Annotated in this window: 18 protein-coding genes; 12 read left to right on the top strand and 6 right to left on the bottom strand. The window is 67.0% G+C overall.

The annotated features are described in order from the left end of the window. The first annotated feature begins 87 nt into the window (after positions 1-87). The gene (locus tag OK17_RS01010; protein ID WP_461416412.1) at positions 88-1,164 is read left to right on the top strand and encodes a D-alanine--D-alanine ligase family protein; all 1,077 of its coding nucleotides are present in this window, start codon (positions 88-90) and stop codon (positions 1,162-1,164) included. A 71-nt stretch (positions 1,165-1,235) separates the two neighbouring features. Here OK17_RS01010 and OK17_RS01015 read toward each other — a convergent pair whose 3' ends face one another. The 6 genes from OK17_RS01015 to OK17_RS01040 are packed head-to-tail and all read right to left on the bottom strand — an operon-like array spanning position 1,236 to position 8,245. Next, entirely contained in the window at positions 1,236-1,742 is a 507-nt protein-coding gene (locus OK17_RS01015; protein ID WP_232717325.1) for a hypothetical protein, read from the bottom strand. After that, positions 1,739-3,094, bottom strand: coding sequence for a ThuA domain-containing protein (locus tag OK17_RS01020; RefSeq protein WP_232717326.1), 1,356 nt, complete (start codon positions 3,092-3,094; stop codon positions 1,739-1,741). Before OK17_RS01020 ends, OK17_RS01015 begins: the two co-directional genes overlap by 4 nt. A 7-nt stretch (positions 3,095-3,101) precedes the next feature. Next, entirely contained in the window at positions 3,102-3,866 is a 765-nt protein-coding gene (locus OK17_RS01025; protein WP_232717328.1) for an ABC transporter ATP-binding protein, read from the bottom strand. Next, positions 3,863-5,572 carry a dipeptide/oligopeptide/nickel ABC transporter permease/ATP-binding protein gene (locus OK17_RS01030; protein WP_232717330.1) on the bottom strand — a complete coding sequence of 570 codons (1,710 nt, stop codon included), beginning with the start codon at positions 5,570-5,572 and terminating at the stop codon, positions 3,863-3,865. The genes OK17_RS01025 and OK17_RS01030 overlap by 4 nt, the downstream gene beginning before the upstream one ends. Further along, a complete protein-coding gene (locus OK17_RS01035) occupies positions 5,569-6,591 on the bottom strand; it encodes an ABC transporter permease (RefSeq protein ID WP_461416413.1) in 1,023 nt (340 codons plus the stop codon). The genes OK17_RS01030 and OK17_RS01035 overlap by 4 nt, the downstream gene beginning before the upstream one ends. Position 6,592: 1 nt before the next feature. Beyond that, positions 6,593-8,245: an ABC transporter substrate-binding protein gene (locus OK17_RS01040; protein ID WP_232717333.1), complete on the bottom strand. Its 1,653-nt coding sequence runs from the start codon at positions 8,243-8,245 to the stop codon at positions 6,593-6,595. Between the two features lie 258 nt (positions 8,246-8,503). Between OK17_RS01040 and OK17_RS01045 the strand changes: the two genes are divergently transcribed. The 11 genes from OK17_RS01045 (at position 8,504) to nuoK (ending at position 19,581) form a co-directional block, all read left to right on the top strand. Then, positions 8,504-8,914, top strand: coding sequence for a hypothetical protein (locus OK17_RS01045; protein WP_232717334.1), 411 nt, complete (start codon positions 8,504-8,506; stop codon positions 8,912-8,914). Between the two features lie 158 nt (positions 8,915-9,072). Further along, positions 9,073-9,480: an NADH-quinone oxidoreductase subunit A gene (locus OK17_RS01050; RefSeq protein ID WP_006866513.1), complete on the top strand. Its 408-nt coding sequence runs from the start codon at positions 9,073-9,075 to the stop codon at positions 9,478-9,480. A 39-nt stretch (positions 9,481-9,519) separates the two neighbouring features. Further along, complete coding sequence (locus OK17_RS01055) at positions 9,520-10,074, top strand: NuoB/complex I 20 kDa subunit family protein (RefSeq protein ID WP_154881966.1); 555 nt, start codon at positions 9,520-9,522, stop codon at positions 10,072-10,074. Next, entirely contained in the window at positions 10,071-10,760 is a 690-nt protein-coding gene (locus OK17_RS01060; protein WP_461416414.1) for an NADH-quinone oxidoreductase subunit C, read from the top strand. Before OK17_RS01055 ends, OK17_RS01060 begins: the two co-directional genes overlap by 4 nt. Then, positions 10,760-12,124, top strand: a complete 1,365-nt coding sequence (gene nuoD, locus OK17_RS01065) for an NADH dehydrogenase (quinone) subunit D (protein WP_232717336.1) — start codon at positions 10,760-10,762, stop codon at positions 12,122-12,124. The genes OK17_RS01060 and nuoD overlap by 1 nt, the downstream gene beginning before the upstream one ends. Continuing rightward, positions 12,121-14,172: an NADH-quinone oxidoreductase subunit NuoF gene (gene nuoF / locus OK17_RS01070; protein WP_232717337.1), complete on the top strand. Its 2,052-nt coding sequence runs from the start codon at positions 12,121-12,123 to the stop codon at positions 14,170-14,172. The genes nuoD and nuoF overlap by 4 nt, the downstream gene beginning before the upstream one ends. After that, positions 14,169-16,580 carry an NADH-quinone oxidoreductase subunit G gene (locus OK17_RS01075; RefSeq protein WP_461416415.1) on the top strand — a complete coding sequence of 804 codons (2,412 nt, stop codon included), beginning with the start codon at positions 14,169-14,171 and terminating at the stop codon, positions 16,578-16,580. Before nuoF ends, OK17_RS01075 begins: the two co-directional genes overlap by 4 nt. Next, entirely contained in the window at positions 16,577-17,911 is a 1,335-nt protein-coding gene (nuoH, locus tag OK17_RS01080) for an NADH-quinone oxidoreductase subunit NuoH (protein ID WP_232717339.1), read from the top strand. Before OK17_RS01075 ends, nuoH begins: the two co-directional genes overlap by 4 nt. Further along, positions 17,904-18,473 carry an NADH-quinone oxidoreductase subunit NuoI gene (gene nuoI, locus OK17_RS01085; protein ID WP_154881961.1) on the top strand — a complete coding sequence of 190 codons (570 nt, stop codon included), beginning with the start codon at positions 17,904-17,906 and terminating at the stop codon, positions 18,471-18,473. Before nuoH ends, nuoI begins: the two co-directional genes overlap by 8 nt. Then, on the top strand, positions 18,470-19,285 hold the full coding sequence (locus OK17_RS01090) for an NADH-quinone oxidoreductase subunit J (protein WP_461416416.1): 816 nt from the start codon (positions 18,470-18,472) through the stop codon (positions 19,283-19,285). The genes nuoI and OK17_RS01090 overlap by 4 nt, the downstream gene beginning before the upstream one ends. Then, the gene (gene nuoK, locus OK17_RS01095) at positions 19,282-19,581 is read left to right on the top strand and encodes an NADH-quinone oxidoreductase subunit NuoK (protein ID WP_005200546.1); all 300 of its coding nucleotides are present in this window, start codon (positions 19,282-19,284) and stop codon (positions 19,579-19,581) included. The genes OK17_RS01090 and nuoK overlap by 4 nt, the downstream gene beginning before the upstream one ends. Positions 19,582-19,583: the final 2 nt, after the last annotated feature.

Raw genomic sequence — 19,583 nt, forward strand, 5'->3', positions numbered from 1 at the left:
ACGAGCGCAGCGAGGAGCCGTGTCGAAACCCACAACCGGCCAGTCCACCCCGAGAACTCGGTTGCCGGGGGCCGTATCGTGACATGCATGTCTTCGCGGCTCCTGCGTCTTGTGGTCCTCTATGGCGGGGTCTCCGCCGAACATGATGTGTCACGGGTCACAGCCGCGCACGTTCTCGCCGCCGCTGACCGGGCAAAATACGATCTGGTCCCCATCGGCATCGCCAAGGACGGCACCTGGCTGCGCAACGACAAAGCCATGGCCGCGATCGCCGACGGCACGCCGCTGCCCGACGTCCTGGAGGTGGCCGGCACCGTCGTCGACCCGCTGACCGAGCTCCGTGGTCACGCCGACGAGGCGATCACCGTCGTCCTGCCGCTGTTGCACGGACCGCATGGTGAGGACGGCACCATCCAGGGGATGCTCGAGCTGTTCAAGCTGCCCTACGTCGGCGCCGGGGTGCTCTCGTCGGCGGTGTGCATGGACAAGGCGATGGCGAAGATCGTCGCCGCGCAGGCCGGTATCCCGCAGTGCCGCTGGGTCGAGTTCCGCGACGGCGTCGACGACCCGGACACCATCGTCTCGCGGGTCGTCGAGGAGCTGGGGCTCCCGGTGTTCGTCAAGCCCGCGAACCTCGGGTCGTCGGTCGGCATCTCCAAGGCCCATGACGAGCGCGAGCTGGACGCCGCGATCAACCTGGCCCTGCGCTACGACAACGTGGTGATCGTCGAGGAGGCCGTCACCGGCCGCGAGATCGAGGTGGCCGTCCTCGGCGACACGGCACCCGAGACGTCGGTGCCCGGCGAGATCGAACCCGGCAGCGAGTTCTACGACTACGAGGACAAGTACGTCACCGGCGCGGCGAAGCTCGTCATCCCGGCCGCCCTGCCCGACGCCGTGATCGCGGAGGCCAGGGAGCTCGCGGCCCGGACCTTCACGGCGATGCGCTGCACCGGTATGGCCCGGGTGGACTTCTTCTACGAGGCCGACGGCCGCGGGTGGCTGCTCAACGAGGTCAACACCATCCCCGGGTTCACCCCGGGTTCGATGTACCCGAAGCTGTGGGAGGCCACCGGCGTGCCCTACGCCGATCTCATCGATCAGCTCGTCACCTTCGCGCTCGAGGTCCACCGGCGCCGCGTCGGGTTCTCGACCGAGCACTGAGGCCGGCACGGCGACCCCTGCAGCGGTCGGCATCGCTGCAGGGGCTTTTTCGCTACCGATCCACGCTTTCGTCAGACGTCGACGACGTCGTAGACGTCCTCGGCGGGCGCCGAAAGAAGCCGTTCGGCCATCTCCTGCTTCAGGACCGTCAGCCGTCGTTCCTCGGTCTCGGTCCGGGAGGTCTGACGACCCAGTCGGATGAACTCGTCGGTGACAAAGCCCTCACGGATCTCCAGCCGGACGCGCCTGTCGCGGTAGCAGAGTTCGAAGACGTAGCGCTCGAGCGTCTCTCCGCGATCGTTGCGTTCCAGTGACGAGTCGACGGAGTACCGGTCCTCGGTCACCGCGCGCGTCACCATCTCCATGGTGTCCCGGACGCCCGGACCCCGGTGGGCCGTCGCCACGTGGATGTCTCGGCGTTCGACGGTTCCGTCGGCACCGAGCATCGGCAGTGCGCGTTCGAGCACCTTGTACGCGTGCGCCACTCCGCCGGGGAAGCCCGGGCCGTGGTAGAGCATGACGTCGTCGATGCTGTAGGACAACGTCTTTCCCTGGTCGACGAGTGTCAGATCTGTCATCTGGTGACCTCCTGGTCGTTGAGCGGGCGCGACGTGCGCGCCTGGGCGGCCGCGAACTGCGGGAGCCATGGCATGAACCCGTCGAGAAACCGTTCGGTCGCGGGCATGAAGTAGGCACCGAAGTGCGACATCGGATCAAGTGTGGAAACCACAAGTGTGCCGGGGGTGGTCACCTCGTCGATGTAGAGCAACGTCTCCCCGGTCGGCAGATTGACCAGCGCCTCCGCACCGGCGGGTGGCTCGAGGACGCCGTGGTAGTGCCATGTGCAGGCCTTCAGATCGAGCCGACCGAAGAGGGAGTGGTCCGGTCGGGGGGATCGCAGCCCCATGTCGGCACCGTCCTCGAGCCACCACCAGTAATTGGTCGGACGATGCGCCCACCTCACGCCGGGAAGGAAGTCCGCGAAGGGCTCCCCGCCACTGAAAGCGACTACGGTGCCACCCGATTCGAGGAACTCGAGGATTCGTGGCGCCGCCGCGTTCAGGTGTCCGCGATGAATCCGCTCCGGGATGATGACGGCGTCGTAGCCGCGCAGGTCGGTGGTGGCGAGCTCGGGGAGATACAGCAGACCACCAGTGAGGTGTTGGCCGTACTTCTCGATGGTCAACGCCCGATGGTGGTGGGCATTACCACCGTAAACCGCGGCAACCCCGGAACCTGTTCCCGTGGAGGGACTCTCGGGCAACTCTTCCCGAGGGTCGGTGGGTGCGTTACCTGCCGGACGCGGTCTCGCACGCAGGTCGGCGACCTCGTCGCACGCCCATCGTGCGAGCTGCGACGGGATCTGCGCGGCGGTACTGTCCTCGATCCCCGAGGAGTAGGCGAACAGGTCAGCCGTCGCATGGACGAAAACGGTGCCTGCGGTCGACACGCGGTCGATGTAGGTGACCGGCTGTCCACCGATGAGCCGCACGAGGATCTCGGCGCCGTCGGGCACCGGATGGTGACCGCGCGCGAAGAATCCTCGGACCCCGCGGCGGGTGTCCATGTCGAGCTTCGTCACCCCGGCAAAGATGGGGTGCTCCGCGACCTCGGCGACCTCGTACGTGGCGCGGCGCTGCGGTAGGGCAGGCACGAACGGCTCGGTACCGGGCAGCCAGTCGCGGTGCAGATGTCCACCGAAGATGACCACGTTGCCCGCGTCGAGGAAGCGGCGGATCACGTCCCGACGCCGCGCGAGATGCTCCTGGTCGACGGTCGAGGAGAAGACGAGCACGTCGAATGGTGCGAGGGTCGCGTCGTCGAGGGCGTAGCAGTCGATACCGGTGACGTCGAAGCCGAGTCTCCCCTCGGCGAAGGGCGACCCTTCCCCTGTCGGATACATCGTCACCATGGCGAACTTTGTCATCATCCTTCTCTCAATCGTTCCGCGGCCGACTCGCGGCTGACACGAGTCGTGCGGTGTAGGGATCTCGGGGTGCCGACAGCACCTCGTCCACCGAGCCGGATTCCACCACACGACCGGCTTTCATCACCACGACGCGTTTCGAACCGCGTTGTGCGAGAGCGAGATCGTGGGTGATGTGGACGATGGCGATACCGTCGATGCGACACAGACGGTCCATCAGATCGATGATCTCCATCCGCAACGATGCGTCCAGGCCGCTCGTCGGCTCGTCGGCGAGGATGAGCCGGGGCGCGGCCACGACCGCCCGTGCGAATGCCACCCGTTGCCGTTCGCCGCCGGACAGCTGGTGCTGGAACCGGTCGAGATAATCCTGCGCCGGGGACAGATTCACGGCTTCGAGCGCGCGGACCACCGCGTCGGCACGCTCCTGCCGATCACCGATCCCGTGGATGACCAGAGGTTCGGCAACGATGTCGGATACCCGCATCGTGGGCGGCAGTGAGGAATACGGGTCCTGGAACACCAGGTGGATGTCTCGACGGAGGGGTCGGGCCTTCCGTCGGGACAGCGACAGCAGGTCGGTGCCGTCGAAAACAACCGAACCCGCAGATGCGGGGACCAGGCCGGCGACGACCTTCGCGACCGTCGACTTCCCTGCCCCCGAGCCGCCCACCAGGGCAACGGATTCGCCGGCGTCGACGCGCAGGTCCACCTTGTCGACGACGGTGTGTTCACCGAACTGCACGGACAGTCCGGAGATCTCGAGAAGACTCATGTGGTCACCAGTTCCGTTGTGGCGGGTCCCAACCGGAGGATCGAACCCAGCAACTCGCGGGTGTGCTCCTGCTGCGGATGGGCCATCAGCTCGGCTGTCGGTCCGGACTCGATGATCTTGCCGTCGTACATCACCGCGATGGTGTCGGCGACCCTCTCGACCGCCGCGAGATTGTGGGACACCAGCAGTACGGTGAGTCCGAGCTCGTTCCGCAGACGAGACAGCAGGTCGAGGACCTCGGCCTCCACGAGCACGTCGAGCCCACTGGTCGGTTCGTCGGCGATCAGCACCGTCGGGTCGTTGGCCAGGGCGGTGGCGATCACCACCCGCTGACGCATCCCGCCGGAGAGTTCGTGCGGGTAGGCGTCGATCCGGTTTTCGTCGATACCGACGAAACCGAGAAGGTCGAGAGCACGCGCCCGTGCCGACGCCCGGGTCACGTCGCGGTGAACCCGGATGGCCTCGATCAGCTGGTCACCGATGCGCTGCACCGGATTGAGCGCACTCATCGCCTCCTGCGGTATCAAGGCGATGTCGTTGCCGCGCATGGTCCGTAGTTCATCGGGACGCATGGAGGTGACGTCGGTCCCGCAGATCTCCACCGAACCCGAGGTGATCTCACCGGCCGGTGCCAGTAGGCCGACGGCGACCGCGGCCACAGTGGACTTGCCACTTCCCGATTCCCCTACCAGGGCGACGATCTCGCCGGCATTCGCCGTGAGGCTCACGTCGTCGACCGTGTGTTTCCCGTCCTCACGGTAGGTGACCGAGAGGTGCGAGATCCGGATCGGCGGAGCATCGGCGGCCGGCGGGGAGTGTCGGACCGTGGGCTTCTTCGACGACTTCTTCCGCCGCACCAGCATCGGCCGGGACCGATCTTCCAATGCGTTGCCGATCAGTGCGAAGCCCAGGACGGTTGCGGCGATGGCGATTCCCGGCGGCACCACCCACCACATCCAGGCGTCGGTGAGGAATGCGCTGCGCTTGTGTGCCAGCGAAAGCATCGATCCCCAACTCGGAGCCGAGATGTCGCCGAGACCGAGGAAGGACAGCGACGCCTCGAGGAGCACCGCGGTCTTGGTGGCCAAGATGAACTGCGGGATCACCAGCGGCACAACAGCCGGGAGCACGTGACGCCGGAGCACGTAGGGAGTGGTCGCGCCCATCGACCGCAGGGCCTGCAGATGGTCGCGCTCACGCAGCGACAGCACCTGGGATCGTAGTTCGCGAGCCAGGCCCGCCCACAGGACCGAGGAGATCACCAGGATCTGCGTGGACAATCCGGGGCCGATGAACACGCCGACGACGATCGTCAGCGGCAGCACAGGTAGGGACAGGACGACGTCGGTGACGCGCATCAGCACCGAGTCGACCGGGCCGCGGCAGTAGCCTGCGACGACTCCGACCAGTGCCCCGATCAGGGTGGCGGCCAGCGCCGCGACGATGCCTACCATCAACGAGATCTCGGCGCCGTGCAACAGCATGGAGAACAGGTCGTGGCCGGCGTCGTCGGAGCCGAGCCAGTGGTCACCGGAAGGCCGCGCGAACGGTCGGGTGACGCGTTCGCCGGGGTCATAGGGCGAGATCCACGTCGCGAAGATCGCGCACACCGCCAAGAGCCCGAGGATGCTCGCGCCGACGATGGCCGAGGTTTGCGACCTGGACGACACGGTGGGGCCGCTGCCCACGGCGGTTGCCCGATTCATGGTGTAACCGCTTCCTGCAGTTCCGATTCGGCCGTCTCGTGACGTCGGCGCCGGACCCGCGGGTCGATCAGTGGATAGGTGAGATCGGCGATGATGTTGGCCCCGATGATGCCGATCGTCGTGAGCAGGAACGCACCTTGCAGCAGCGGGTAGTCGCGGGTGGTCACCGCGTCGTAGGTCAGTTTTCCCAGACCCGGATACGAGAAGACGGTCTCGACGACCACCGCACCGGACAGCATGGTGCCCACGGCGAGCGTGAGAGTGGTGAAGACCGGCAGCAACGCGTTACGCATCGCGTGGCCCAGGGCCACCTGCCGCTCGCGCAACCCTTTGGCACGGGCGAGACGGAGATAGGGCTCGTCGAGCACCACCACGGTCGAGGCCCGGGAAAGCAGGAAGAAGCCGCCGACGCCGGCGATCGTCAGGGTCGCGACCGGCAGGACAAGCCGTGAGATCACCTCGCCGAACCAGGCCCAACCCGACGACCCGATGGTGGCGGCACCGTAGGACGGGAACCAGCCGAGCCCCACGGAGAAGATCGCGATGAGGATCATGCCGACCCAGAAACCGGGCATCGAGTCCACGGCAAGCGTCGCCGTCACGGTCGCGGTCTCCCGCCTGGATCCACGACGCCATGCCGCCCAGGTTCCGAGGAAGGTGCCCAGGACCGCGGCGAACAGCAGGCCCAGGCCGACGAGCGCCACCGTCCACGGCAGCTTGTCCATCAGGACGTCGAACACCGGTCGGTTCATCGACACCGACATGCCCAGGTCACCTCGGAGCAGACCTGTCCAGAAGGACAGGTACTGCTCCAAGATGCTGTGATCGAGTCCGTACTCGGCGCGGATCTGCTCGACGTATTCCGGCGCGAGGTTGCCTTCTTCACCGCCGTACAGGTAGACGACCGGGTCGCCCGGCGCCAGGTGCGGTAGCGCGAAGTTCAGCGTCACCGCCGCCCACAGCACCAGCAGGTACTGGCCGGCCCGTCGGACGAGCGACCACAGTCGATCTGCGTACATGTCAGTCGGTCGGGGCGATCGCGTGAGCCTTCTCGGCAACATCGCGCGGCAGGAAGGACCACTTCTGCACGATGCCGTAGCCCGGCGTCACCACCCAGCCACCGAACTTGTCCGAGCGGTAGCCCCAGTACTCCTCCGGGTAGTACAGGCCGATGGCCGTCGGCTGCTTGTTGAAGACGTCCTGGATCTTGTACAGCGCCTCGATCCGGTCCTCGTTGGTCTCCGTGACCTTCCACTCCTCGTAGAGCGCATCGAACTCGGGATAGGGCAGGGTCGGGTGCTTCCACAGGTTGCCCGAACGGTGCGACATGATGAACTGCGTCGAATCGGCAACGGCGTGCGGGGAGTTCGTCGTGATCAGCATGTCGTAGGCTTTGTCCGAGCTGACCTCGGAAATGGAACCCGCGTCGAGGGCCTTGATCGACACGTCGACGCCCACAGCGCCGAAGTCCTCCCGGAGGAGTTCGGCCGCCCGCACGTCGGGGGCGAGCCCACCGTCGACGTACAGGGTCAGCGAGAGCTTCTCACCGGTGGGCTTCTCCCGCTTGCCGTCGCCGTCGACGTCGCGGTAACCGAGCTCGTCGAGGATGGTGCGCGCTTCGTCGGCGTCGTACGGGGTGTTGGTGTCCGGCTTGGCGTACGGCGCGTCGGGGTGGACGTAGCCCTGCGTCGCGGGGCGGCCTCGTCCGAGGGCAACCACTTCGAGCAGTTGGTCGCGGTTGACCGCACGGCTCATCGCGGTACGGAAGCGGGCCTCTGTGAACGGGGCTTCGAGGAAGTTCAGCTTGAGTTCGGGGTACTGGAGCGGTGAGGCCTCGATGACCCCGATGTTCGGCGTCGCCTGGAACTGTTCGACGAGTTCGGGATTGAGTGGACGTGTCGTCGCATCGATCTCACCCGAACGCAGCGCGGTGAAGGTGGCCGACGCATCCGGGATCACCGGCATGACGATCTCGTCGACGGTGGGCTTGCCCGCGAAGTAGTCGGTGTTGGCCTCGAAGCGGTAACCCGACGTCGGGTTGTAGTCGACGAGCTTGAACGGCCCGGTGCCGATCGGCAGGTCTGTCACCTGTTTGACGTCGGCGGGATCGATCTTCGACCAGACGTGCTCCGGGAGGATCGGCAGGTCGGCCAGGGTCACCGTACCCAATTCAGGGCAGGCGTAGTCGCAGACGAAACGGACGCCGTCGGCGGTCGGGACCACGGTCGAGATCGACGGCGTGTCATTGATGTGATGGGTGAAACGGCCCGTCGGCGCGGCATGCATGAAGTGGAAGCTGAACATGACGTCATCGGCGGTGAACGGCTCACCGTCGTGCCATTTCACGTCGTCTCGGAGGGCGACCTCCCACGTCGTCGCGTCGATCTGCTCGACGGAGGTCGCGAGCCACGGCTGCGGTTCGGCGACGTACGGCGACGGAGCCAGCAGCTTGTCGTACACCATCTCGGCCATCTGATCGGTCTGACCAGCAAAGATGTTGAGCGGACCGGAGTCCTTGTTGGTCGCGACGGTCAGCGTCGTCGCGGTCTCCGGCCCGTTGGCACGGTCGGCGTCGGAGCCTCCGTCGCCGCACGCCGTCACGACGAGCACGGGGACGAGGAGCGTGGACAGGGCGGCGACTGACCGCCGAAGCCGCGTAAGCGGGTACGACATCTCGGCAACTCTCTATCAGGGTGTACTTACCTAAGTAAGGTTCGGCTTACCTTATGGGTAACCCGATCGTCACGCAAACCCCGACTTTTCGGACAGTTGCCCTGACCTGGCCTGCCGGTAGGCGGCCACAACTGTGCGTCGGCATACCAATAACGTTTCTCCACAAAAACTTTCGCGAGCAGCTCGGCATTAGCACGGACCACCGGACGAAGTGCAAAACCGGGTCACCCCGACGCCCCCACCGGTAACATCGCACGCGTGACCCACCCCCAGGCTGCCCGGTCGCTGCGCGTGCTGGTCTATTCCGACGATTCCGATACCCGGGCCCAGGTCATCGGTGCGCTCGGTACCCGGCCGTCCCAGGATATCCCCGAACTCAGCTTCATCGAAGTCGCCACGGCTCCAATGGTCTTCGCCCAGCTCGACGCCGGAGTCGTCGATGCGGTGATCGCCGACGGCGAGGCCTCTCCGGCCGGCGGGATGGGGATCGCCAAACAGATGAAGGACGAACTGGACCCGAGTCCACCGGTGCTCGTGCTGCTCGGCCGCGCCGACGATCGCTGGCTCGCCGAATGGTCGCGGGCCGATGCCGTCGCCACGCTCCCGGTCGATCCGATCGCCCTCCCGGAGGCCTTCGTCGAGATGGTCGAGAAACGCCGAACTGCCTGAAACGGGTGACTCCCGCGGGACGACCACCTAGGCTTGTGTTGTAGCTCACAACCGCGTCGGGAGGTTCTGACCGAACCACTGGCACGGGCAGGACAATCGCCGAGCCGGAACCGCCCACCAGGCGTTTCGGCCGCCCGGAGCGAGGAGGAGTCCACGCTTTGAACGCCTACGTCCCGATCATGATCCTCGGGGCAATCGGCGTGGCGTTTGCCGTTTTCAGCGTCTTCATCGGCGTCGCGATCGGCCCGAAACGGTACAACCGCGCCAAACTCGAGGCGTACGAGTGTGGCATCGAGCCGGTCGGCCAGAGCCTCCTGACTCCTGCCTCCCGTCGCGGGGGCGAGGGCCCCACGTTCAGCGGCCCGGTCCAGCGGGTGCCGGTCAAGTACTACCTCACCGCGATGCTGTTCATCATCTTCGACATCGAGATCGTCTTCCTCTACCCCTGGGCCGTCGCCTTCGACTCCTTCGGCTGGTTCGGCCTCGCGGCCATGCTCTTGTTCATCGTCAATGTCTCCGTTGCCTACGCCTATGAATGGCGTCGCGGCGGACTGAGCTGGGACTGAGGACTTTTCAACCGGTAACCGTCTGCAAGGAGGTCAGTCATGGGACTCGAGGAGAAACTCCCCAGCGGTTTCCTGCTGAGCACCGTCGAGGATCTCGCCGGTTTCATGCGCAAGGGTTCGCTGTGGCCGGCCACCTTCGGACTCGCCTGCTGCGCAATCGAGATGATGTCCACGACGTCGGGTCGCTACGACCTCGCCCGATTCGGCATGGAGGCGTTCCGGGCGTCTCCGCGGCAGGCCGACCTGATGATCGTCGCCGGCCGCGTGAGCCAGAAGATGGCCCCGGTGCTCCGGCAGATCTACGACCAGATGGTCGAACCCAAATGGGTTCTGGCAATGGGGGTCTGCGCCTCGTCCGGCGGGATGTTCAACAACTACGCGATCGTCCAGGGCGTCGACCACGTCGTGCCGGTCGACATCTATCTTCCGGGTTGCCCTCCCCGACCAGAGATGTTGCTGAACGCGATCCTCAAGCTGCACGAGAAGATCCAGGAGATGCCGCTCGGGGTGAACCGCGAGGAGGCCATCTGGGCGGCGGAACGCGCTGCCCTGCAGGCCACTCCGACCATCGAGATGAAGGGGTTGCTGCGATGACCGACCTCGGCATGCCCGACCCGAAACCGCCCGATCCCGAGGTCATCGGCGTCCGGCACGGACTGTTCGGCGCACCGGGCACCGGTGACACTTCTGGATACGGCGGTCTGATCGATCCGATCACCTTGCCGCCCAGCTCTTCTCGACCTTATGGCAGCTACTTCGACGAGGTCGCCGATCTTTTGCCGGCCGAACTCGGAGAGTCCTACGACGCGGCGGTGGAGAAGGTGGTCGTCTTCCGCGACGAGATGACCATCCACGTCGCGCGGGAACACCTCCGCACGGTTGCGCTGACCCTGCGCAACGCACCCGCGTTGCGCTTCGAACTGTGCCTGGGCGTCAACGGGGTCCACTATCCCGGGGACGCCGACCGGGAACTGCACGCCGTCTATCCCCTCGCCTCCCTGACCCACAACCGGCGCGTGCGCCTCGAGGTGTCGGCGCCCGACACCGATCCGCACATCCCGAGCATCTGCGACATCTACCCCACCAACGACTGGCACGAACGCGAGACCTACGACTTCTTCGGCATCGTCTTCGACGGCCACCGTTCGCTGACCCGCATCGAGATGCCCGACGACTGGGAGGGCCATCCGCAGCGCAAGGACTACCCGCTCGGCGGAGTACCCATCGAGTACAAGGGAACCCGCGTCGACCCACCGGACCGGAGGAGGTCGTACAGCTGATGACCGACACAGCCACCGGATCGTCGAAATCCCGCGCCGCGACGCCCCGCGAGGAGGAGACCCCGACCCGCATCTACACCGTCTCCGGACAGGACTGGGACTCCATCGTCTCCGACGTCCGCACTCGCGCCGAACAGCAACCCGGCGACGAACGCATCGTCGTGAACATGGGTCCCCAGCACCCGTCGACCCACGGCGTGCTCCGCCTCATCCTGGAGATCGAGGGCGAGACGGTCACCGAGGCGCGCTGCGGAATCGGCTACCTGCACACCGGGATCGAGAAGAACCTCGAGTACCGCAACTGGACGCAGGGCGTCACGTTCGTGACTCGAATGGACTATCTGTCGCCGTTCTTCAACGAGACCGCCTACTGCCTGGGCGTCGAGAAGCTCCTCGGGATCACCGACGACGTCCCCGAACGGGCCACCGTCATCCGCGTCATGCTGATGGAGCTGAACCGGATCAGCAGCCATCTCGTGGCCCTGGCCACCGGCGGAATGGAGCTCGGTGCCGTCACCGCGATGTTCCTCGGCTTCCGCGAACGGGAACTGATCCTCGACCTCTTCGAACTCATCACCGGCCTGCGGATGAATCACGCCTACGTCCGACCGGGTGGCGTCGCGCAGGATCTGCCACCCGACGGGCCGGAACAGGTGGCCGAGGTCATCGCCCAGCTACCCGGTCGCCTGGACGAGCTCGGAGACCTGCTGAACGACAACTACATCTGGAAGGCGCGCACCCAGAACGTCGGATACCTCGACCTGACGGGTTGCATGGCTCTCGGCATCACCGGACCGGTGCTGCGGTCCACCGGTTATCCGCACGATCTGCGAAGGACGCAGCCGTACTGCGGGTACGAGACCTATGATTTCGACGTCATCACCGCCGACACCTGTGACTCGTACGGCCGCTACCTGATCCGCGTCAAGGAGATGCGCGAGTCGATCCGCATCGTCGAACAGTGCCTCGAGAGGCTCCGGCCCGGTCCGGTCATGGTCGCCGACCGCAAGCTGGCCTGGCCGGCCGATCTGGCCCTCGGCCCCGACGGTCTCGGCAACTCCCCCGAGCACATCGCCCGGATCATGGGGACGTCGATGGAGGCGCTGATCCATCACTTCAAGCTGGTCACCGAGGGCATGCGGGTACCGGCCGGGCAGTGCTACGTCGCGGTCGAGTCCCCGCGCGGTGAGCTCGGTGTCCACATGGTCAGCGACGGCGGCACCCGGCCCTATCGGGTCCACTTCCGCGATCCGTCGTTCACGAATCTGCAGGCGGTGGCCGCGATGTGTGAGGGCGGCATGGTCGCCGACGTCATCACGGCCGTCGCCAGTATCGACCCGGTGATGGGAGGCGTGGACCGATGACCGATCCCGTGTTCGTGGAGCTGTCCACCTCGCCGCCCACCGAAGATGCCGCGCCGGCCCAGGGCATCCCGGCGCCGACCATCACCTTCGGCGGCCCCTCCGCCTACCCGGCCGAGGCCACCGAACGCCTCGCCGAGCAGGCGGCGCCGATCATCGCGCGCTACCCACAGTCGCGGTCGGCCCTTCTCCCCCTGCTTCATCTGGTGCAGTCCGAGGACGGATACATCACCCGCGCGGGCATCGAGTTCTGCGCGGCGCAGCTCGATCTGACCGCCGCCCAGGTCGCTTCGGTGGCCACCTTCTACTCGATGTACCGCCGCTCGCCGACCGGCGAGTACCTCGTCGGGGTCTGCACCAACACGCTCTGCGCCACCCTCGGCGGCGACGACATCCTCCGCGCGGTCTGCGACCACCTCGGTGTTCGCCCCGGTGACACCACCGCCGACGAACGCATCACGGTGGAACACGTCGAGTGCAACGCCGCATGTGATTTTGCACCGGTGGTGATGGTGAACTGGGAGTTCTTCGACAACCAGACCCCGGAGTCGACGATCGAACTCATCGAGGACCTCCGTGCCGGCGTCTCGGTCGAACCCGCCCGCGGCACCGGGCGCGTGTGCTCCTTCCGCCAGACCGAGCTCGAACTCGCCGGGGCCGCACCCTCGTCGGCCGATCCCCTTCTGCCGGCTGACCAGGCGACGAGCGAACCTGCCGAACCCGACCCACCGGAACCCCCCGTGCTGTCCCGGCACTGGGACGAGCCCGAGTCCTGGTCTCTGCAGAACTACCTGCGCCACAACGGGTACCTCGGCCTGCGGACCGCGCTCGACACCCCGCCCGACGACGTCATCGAGATGGTGAAGGCCTCCGGGTTGCGAGGACGCGGCGGCGCCGGCTTCCCGGTCGGCATGAAGTGGTCGTTCATCCCGCAGGAGAAGTCCGCCGACGCCGAACCGTCGATTCCGCACTACCTCGTGGTCAACGCCGACGAATCCGAGCCCGGCACGTGCAAGGACATGCCCCTCATGCTCGCGACGCCGCACACCCTCGTCGAGGGGGTCATCATCGCGGCGTATGCGATCCGCGCACACCATGCGTTCATCTACGTCCGCGGGGAGGTCGCCTCGGTCCTGCGACGGCTGCGTGCCGCCGTGGACGAGGCTTATGCCGCAGGCTATCTCGGGAAGAACATTCTGGGCTCGGGCTTCGACCTCGACCTGGTGGTGCACGCCGGGGCGGGCGCCTACATCTGCGGCGAGGAGACGGCGCTGCTCGACTCACTCGAGGGTCGTCGGGGCCAGCCGCGCCTCCGCCCGCCCTTCCCGGCGGTCGCCGGCCTCTACGCGAGCCCGACCGTGGTCAACAACGTCGAATCCATCGCCAGCGTGCCGTCGATCATCCGGAACGGCGTCGACTGGTTCCGGTCGATGGGCACCGAGAAGTCGCCGGGATTCACCTTGTACTCCCTGTCCGGCCACGTCACCCATCCCGGTCAGTACGAGGCGCCGCTCGGGATCACCCTGCGGCAACTCCTCGAACGCGCCGGCGGTGTCCGCGCCGGGCACGAACTCAAGTTCTGGACCCCGGGCGGATCGTCGACGCCGCTGCTGACACCGGAGCATCTCGACGTCCCCCTCGACTACGAAGGGGTCGGCGCCGCGGGATCGATGTTGGGCACCAAGGCTCTTCAGATCTTCGACGAGACGACCTGCGTCGTCGGTGCGGTGCTGCGCTGGACCGAGTTCTACGCGCACGAGTCGTGCGGTAAGTGCACGCCGTGCCGGGAGGGCACCTACTGGCTGGTGCAGCTGCTCCATCGGCTCGAGCACGAGGGCGGCACCGCCGCCGACCTCGACACCCTTTCCGACGTCACCAACAGCATCGTCGGGAAGTCGTTCTGCGCGCTCGGCGACGGCGCGGGGAGCCCGATCGTGTCGTCGCTGCAGTACTTCCGAGACGAATACCTCGCCCACCTCGATCACGGTTGCCCGTTCGACCACTCGCTGTCGACCGTCCTCGGTTCCGAGCCGACGGGAGATGCCCGATGACCCTCACTCACGGCAGTGATCCGACGACCCAGGCCGACAATCTCGTCGGCATCACCATCGACGGCGTCGAGCTGCGGGTGCCGAAGGGCACCTTGCTGATCCGCGCCGCCGAGCAGATCGGGATCACCATCCCCCGCTTCTGCGATCACCCGTTGCTCGACCCGGTCGGTGCCTGCCGCCAGTGCCTCGTGGAGGTCGAGGGCCAGCGGAAGCCCCTGGCGTCGTGCACCACCACGGCCACCGACGGCATGGTGGTCCGGACCCAACTCAGTTCGCAGATCGCCGCGGATGCGCAGCGCGGCGTGATGGAGCTGCTGCTGATCAATCATCCACTCGACTGTCCGGTGTGCGACAAGGGCGGTGAGTGCCCGCTGCAGAACCAGGCCATGTCGGCCGGTCGCAGCGAGTCCCGGTTCGACGGCGTCAAACGCACGTTCACCAAGCCGGTCCCGCTGTCGTCGGAGGTCCTGCTCGACCGCGAGCGATGCGTCCTGTGCGCCCGGTGCACGCGCTTCTCCACGCAGGTCGCCGGCGATCCGCTCATCGAACTGGCGGATCGCGGTGCGCTGCAACAGGTCAGCATCTACTCCGACGAGCCGTTCGACTCGTACTTCTCCGGCAACACCGTCCAGATCTGCCCGGTCGGCGCGCTGACCGGTGCCCAGTACCGCTTCCGTGCGCGGCCTTTCGACCTCGTCTCCACGCCGAGTGTCTGTGAGCACTGTGCGAGCGGTTGCGCCCAGCGCACCGATCACCGGCGCGGCAAGGTGCTCCGGCGCCTCGCCGGTGACGACCCAGAGGTCAACTCCGAGTGGAACTGCGACAAGGGGCGGTGGGCCTTCGCCTACGCGACCGAGGCCGACCGCCTGACGTCTCCCCTGGTTCGCGACCGGCACGGCGATCTCCGGGAGGCGTCGTGGGCGGACGCCATCCGCGTTGCCGCCGAGGGAATCTCGGCGGCCAGTGGGCATGTCGGCGTGTTGGCCGGTGGACGCCTCACCGTGGAGGACGCCTACGCCTACGCACGATTCGCCCGCACGGTGCTGAAGACGGACGACATCGATTTCCGCGCCCGCGTCCACAGCACCGAGGAGGCGTCCTTCCTCGCCGCCCGGGTGGCCGGACGAGGTCTCGAGACCACCTATGGCGACCTGTCCGACGCACCGGCGGTACTCCTCGCGGGTTTCGAACCCGAGGAGGAATCCCCGATCGTCTTCCTCCGTCTTCGCCGGGCGGTGCGGACGAACCGGCAGCGGGTGGCCACCGTGGCCCCGTTCTCGAGCCGCGGGGCGCAGAAACTCGATGCTCGACTGTTCCCCGTCGCGCCGGGCGCCGAGCGGGAGATCCTCGCCTCCGACGAGGTGGCCGACCATCTGGGCGAAGCGGGTTCGGTCATCGTCGTCGGGGAGCGACTGGCCGGCGTCCCGGGTGGCCTGCAGGCCGCCGCCGACCTCGCCGACCGCACGGGCGCCCGCCTCGCCTGGATCCCGCGGCGTGCGGGGGAGCGGGGCGCACTCGAGGTCGGCGCTCTCGCCGGGTTGTTGCCGGGCGGACGGCCGATCACCGACACCGCGGCGCGCGAAGCTGTTTCGGAGGTGTGGGGTCCTGGCATCCCGACCCTGCCCGGTCGCGACACCACCGGCATCCTCGACGCGGCCCGCTACCACGGGCTGTCACTGATCGTCGCAGGCGTCGACCTCGACGATCTCCCCGATCCCGCGGCTGCGCGCGACGCACTCGCCGCCGCACCCTTCGTCGTGAGTCTCGAACAGCGGCACTCGACGGTGACCCCGCACGCCGACGTGGTGTTCCCGGTGGCGACGGTCGCCGAGAAGGAGGGCACGTTCGTCGACTGGGAGGGCCGTCCGCGCAGCTTCACCGCCGCGCTGACCGAGTCCGGACATGTTCCCGACCATCGGGTACTGGATGCGCTCGCACGGCGTCTCGGCGTCGACCTGCGCTGTGATGGGCCGCAGACCATCCATATGGATCTGCGCCGCATCGGAGCGTGGGCAGGTGAGCGCCCGGCCCTCGTCGCTCATGAACGTTCCCAGCGCGCACCGGCGGCCGGTCAGGCCGTCCTGGCCACCTGGCACCTGCTGCTCGACCTCGGACGTCTGCAGGACGGCGAGCCGCACCTCGCCGGGACCGCACGTCTGCCGGTGGCACGGATGTCGCCGACGACCGCAGCCGAGGCCGGCGTCGCGGTCGGCGGGCGGGTCCGGATCAGCACCGCCGACGGCGAGATCGCCTTGCCCGTCGAGTACGCCGACATGCCCGACCGCGTCGTGTGGGTTCCGCTCAACTCCCCCGGTTCCCGAGTGCACGCCGACCTCCGGGCCCGCGCGGGTGATCTCGTCGCGCTGGCGCCGGCCTCGTCGGCGGATGTCGCGGGAGGTGTGCGATGACCGCTCTCGCCATCGACTACCCCGACCTCGCCGACTTCGGCCACGACCCCATCTGGCTCGTCGTCGTCAAGGCGGTCGCCGTCTTCGCGTTCCTCGTCGTCAACCCGTTGGTCGCGATCCTGCTCGAGCGCAAAATCATGGCGCGCATGCAGTCCCGGATCGGGCCGAACCGCGTCGGGCCCCGCGGAATCCTCCAGAGTCTCGCCGACGGTGTGAAACTCGCGCTGAAGGAGGGCATCATCCCGTCCGGCGTCGACAAGGTCATCTACCTCCTCGCACCGATCATCGCGGTCGTCCCCGCGGTGATGGCGTTCGCGGTGATCCCGTTCGGACCGATGGTGTCGGTGTTCGGTCACCAAACCCCGTTGCAGCTCACCGATCTGCCGGTCGGGGTGCTCTACGTCCTGGCCGTGACCTCGGTCGGCGTGTACGGGATCGTGCTGGCCGGTTGGTCGTCCGGTTCGACCTATCCCCTCCTGGGCGGACTCCGCTCCACCGCCCAGGTGATCTCCTACGAGATCGCGATGGGCCTCACCTTCGCCGCGGTGTTCCTCGACGCCGGGACGATGTCGACCTCGGGAATCGTTGCGGCGCAGGAGCACCACTGGTACTTCCTCCTGCTGCTGCCGTCGTTCGTGATCTACGCGATCTCGATGGTCGGTGAAACGAACCGTGCCCCGTTCGACCTGCCGGAGGCCGAGGGCGAGCTGGTCGGCGGTTTCCACACCGAGTACTCATCGCTGAAGTTCGCGATGTTCATGCTGGCCGAGTACATCAACATGGTGACGGTCTCCGCCCTGGCCACCACGATGTTCCTGGGCGGCTGGCAGGCGCCGTGGCCGCTGAGCGCCTTCGACTGGGCGAACTCGGGGTGGTGGCCCATCCTCTGGTTCACCATCAAGGTCTGGGCGTTCCTGTTCGTGTTCATCTGGCTCCGGACGAGCCTGCCGCGGTTGCGTTACGACCAGTTCATGAACCTGGGCTGGAAGGTGCTCATCCCGATCTCGCTGACATGGGTGATGGTCGTGGCGATCATCCGCGCCTCCATCGGCGGCGACGACGCCGGCCTCATCCGGGCACTCGTCTCGGCGGGCGCCGGTCTCGCCGTGACCGCACTCATCGGCTACGCGATCTGGCGGATGATGCGGGTACCGGATGTGCCGGACGCCTCGTCCGAACCACAGAGCCCGACCGAGTTCGACCCCATGGCCGGCGGCTTCCCCGTGCCGCCGATGCCCTCGACGGATTCGAGATCCCAGCCCGTCCGGATCGATCCCGAGCCGCCCCTTCCCGCCGAAGAGAAGCCGAGCAGGGAGACCACCGATGCCTGATTTCCTCAAGCCGGTCAGTGGATTACGCGTCACCTTCGGTGGCATGTTCCAGCCGAGCATCACCGAGCAGTATCCCGAGGAGAAACGGCCGACCGCGCCCCGCTATCACGGCCGGCACCAACTGAACCGTCATCCCGACGGGCTGGAGAAGTGCATCGGCTGTGAGCTCTGTGCGTGGGCCTGCCCCGCCGACGCCATCTACGTCGAGGGAGCCGACAACACGCCGGACGAACGGTATTCGCCCGGTGAGCGATACGGCCGCGTCTATCAAATCAACTACCTGCGTTGCATCGGGTGCGGACTCTGCATCGAAGCCTGCCCGACCCGTGCGCTGACGATGACCAACGACTACGAGCTCGCCGACGACAACCGCGCCGACCTCATATACGAGAAGGACCGGCTTCTGGCGCCTCTGTTACCGGGCGTCGAACCGCCGCCGCACGCCATGGCGCCCGGTTCGACCGAGGAGAACTACTACCGCGGCGAGATCACCTCCGACGGCCGGGTCACACCTCTCCCGACACCGACGGTGCGCGAGGGTGCCCGGGAGCCGCGACCATGACGCCCGGGCCGGTGACCGCGATCCTGGCCGACGAGGTGGTCCGCACCTCGACCGGTGAGGCCGTGCAGTTCTGGGTGCTCGGGGTGATCGCGGTGGCCGGTGCGCTCGGCGTCGTCTTCGCCACCAAGGCGGTGTACTCCGCGATCTTCCTGGCCACCACGATGATCGTGCTGGCGGTCTTCTACGTGGCGCAGGGTGCGGTGTTCCTCGGCGTCGTGCAGGTGGTCGTCTACACCGGCGCGGTGATGATGCTGTTCCTCTTCGTCCTCATGCTCATCGGCGTCGACTCCTCGGACTCCCTGAAAGAGACCCTGCGAGGGCAACGTGTCGCCGCGATGCTCATCGGTCTCGGCTTCGGCGTCCTGATGATCGCCGGCATCGGCAACGCCACCATCGCGGTCACCTCCGGCGCGACCGCGCCCGGCGCCCTCGCCGACGACACCAACTACGGCATCGAGGCCATCGCCGAACTCATCTTCGTCCGGTATCTGTGGGCGTTCGAGCTGACCGGTGCGCTCCTCATCGCCGCGACCCTCGGCGCGATGGTCCTGGCCCACCGGGAGAAGTTCGGTCCGCGCCTCACCCAGAAGGAGTTGTCGCAGGCGCGATTCCGCACCGGCATCAACATCACCCCGCTCCCGAGTCCCGGTGTCTACGCCCGGCACAACGCGGTGGACGTCCCCGCACGACTCCCCGACGGCAGTCCCTCCGATCTCTCGGTGAACGCCATCCTGGCCGCCCGCACCCTGCGCCAGAAGAACACGGAGGCCCCGGAGAACCTGGGAGGCCAGGATTCGGGGGGCCGCTCATGAACCCGGAGAACTACCTCTACCTCTCGGCGCTGCTGTTCACCATCGGTGCCGCCGGAGTGCTGCTGCGACGCAACGCGATCGTCGTCTTCATGTGCATCGAGCTGATGCTCAACGCCGCGAACCTCGCTTTCGTCACCTTCGCCCGGATGAACCAGTCCTTCGACGGGCAGGTGATCGCCTTCTTCACGATGGTCGTCGCCGCGGCCGAGGTGGTCGTGGGTCTCGCCATCATCATGACCATCTTCCGATCGCGCCGTTCGGCGTCGGTCGACGACGCGGATCTGCTGAAGCGGTAGAG

The organism is Gordonia sp. GN26 (assembly GCF_054823965.1).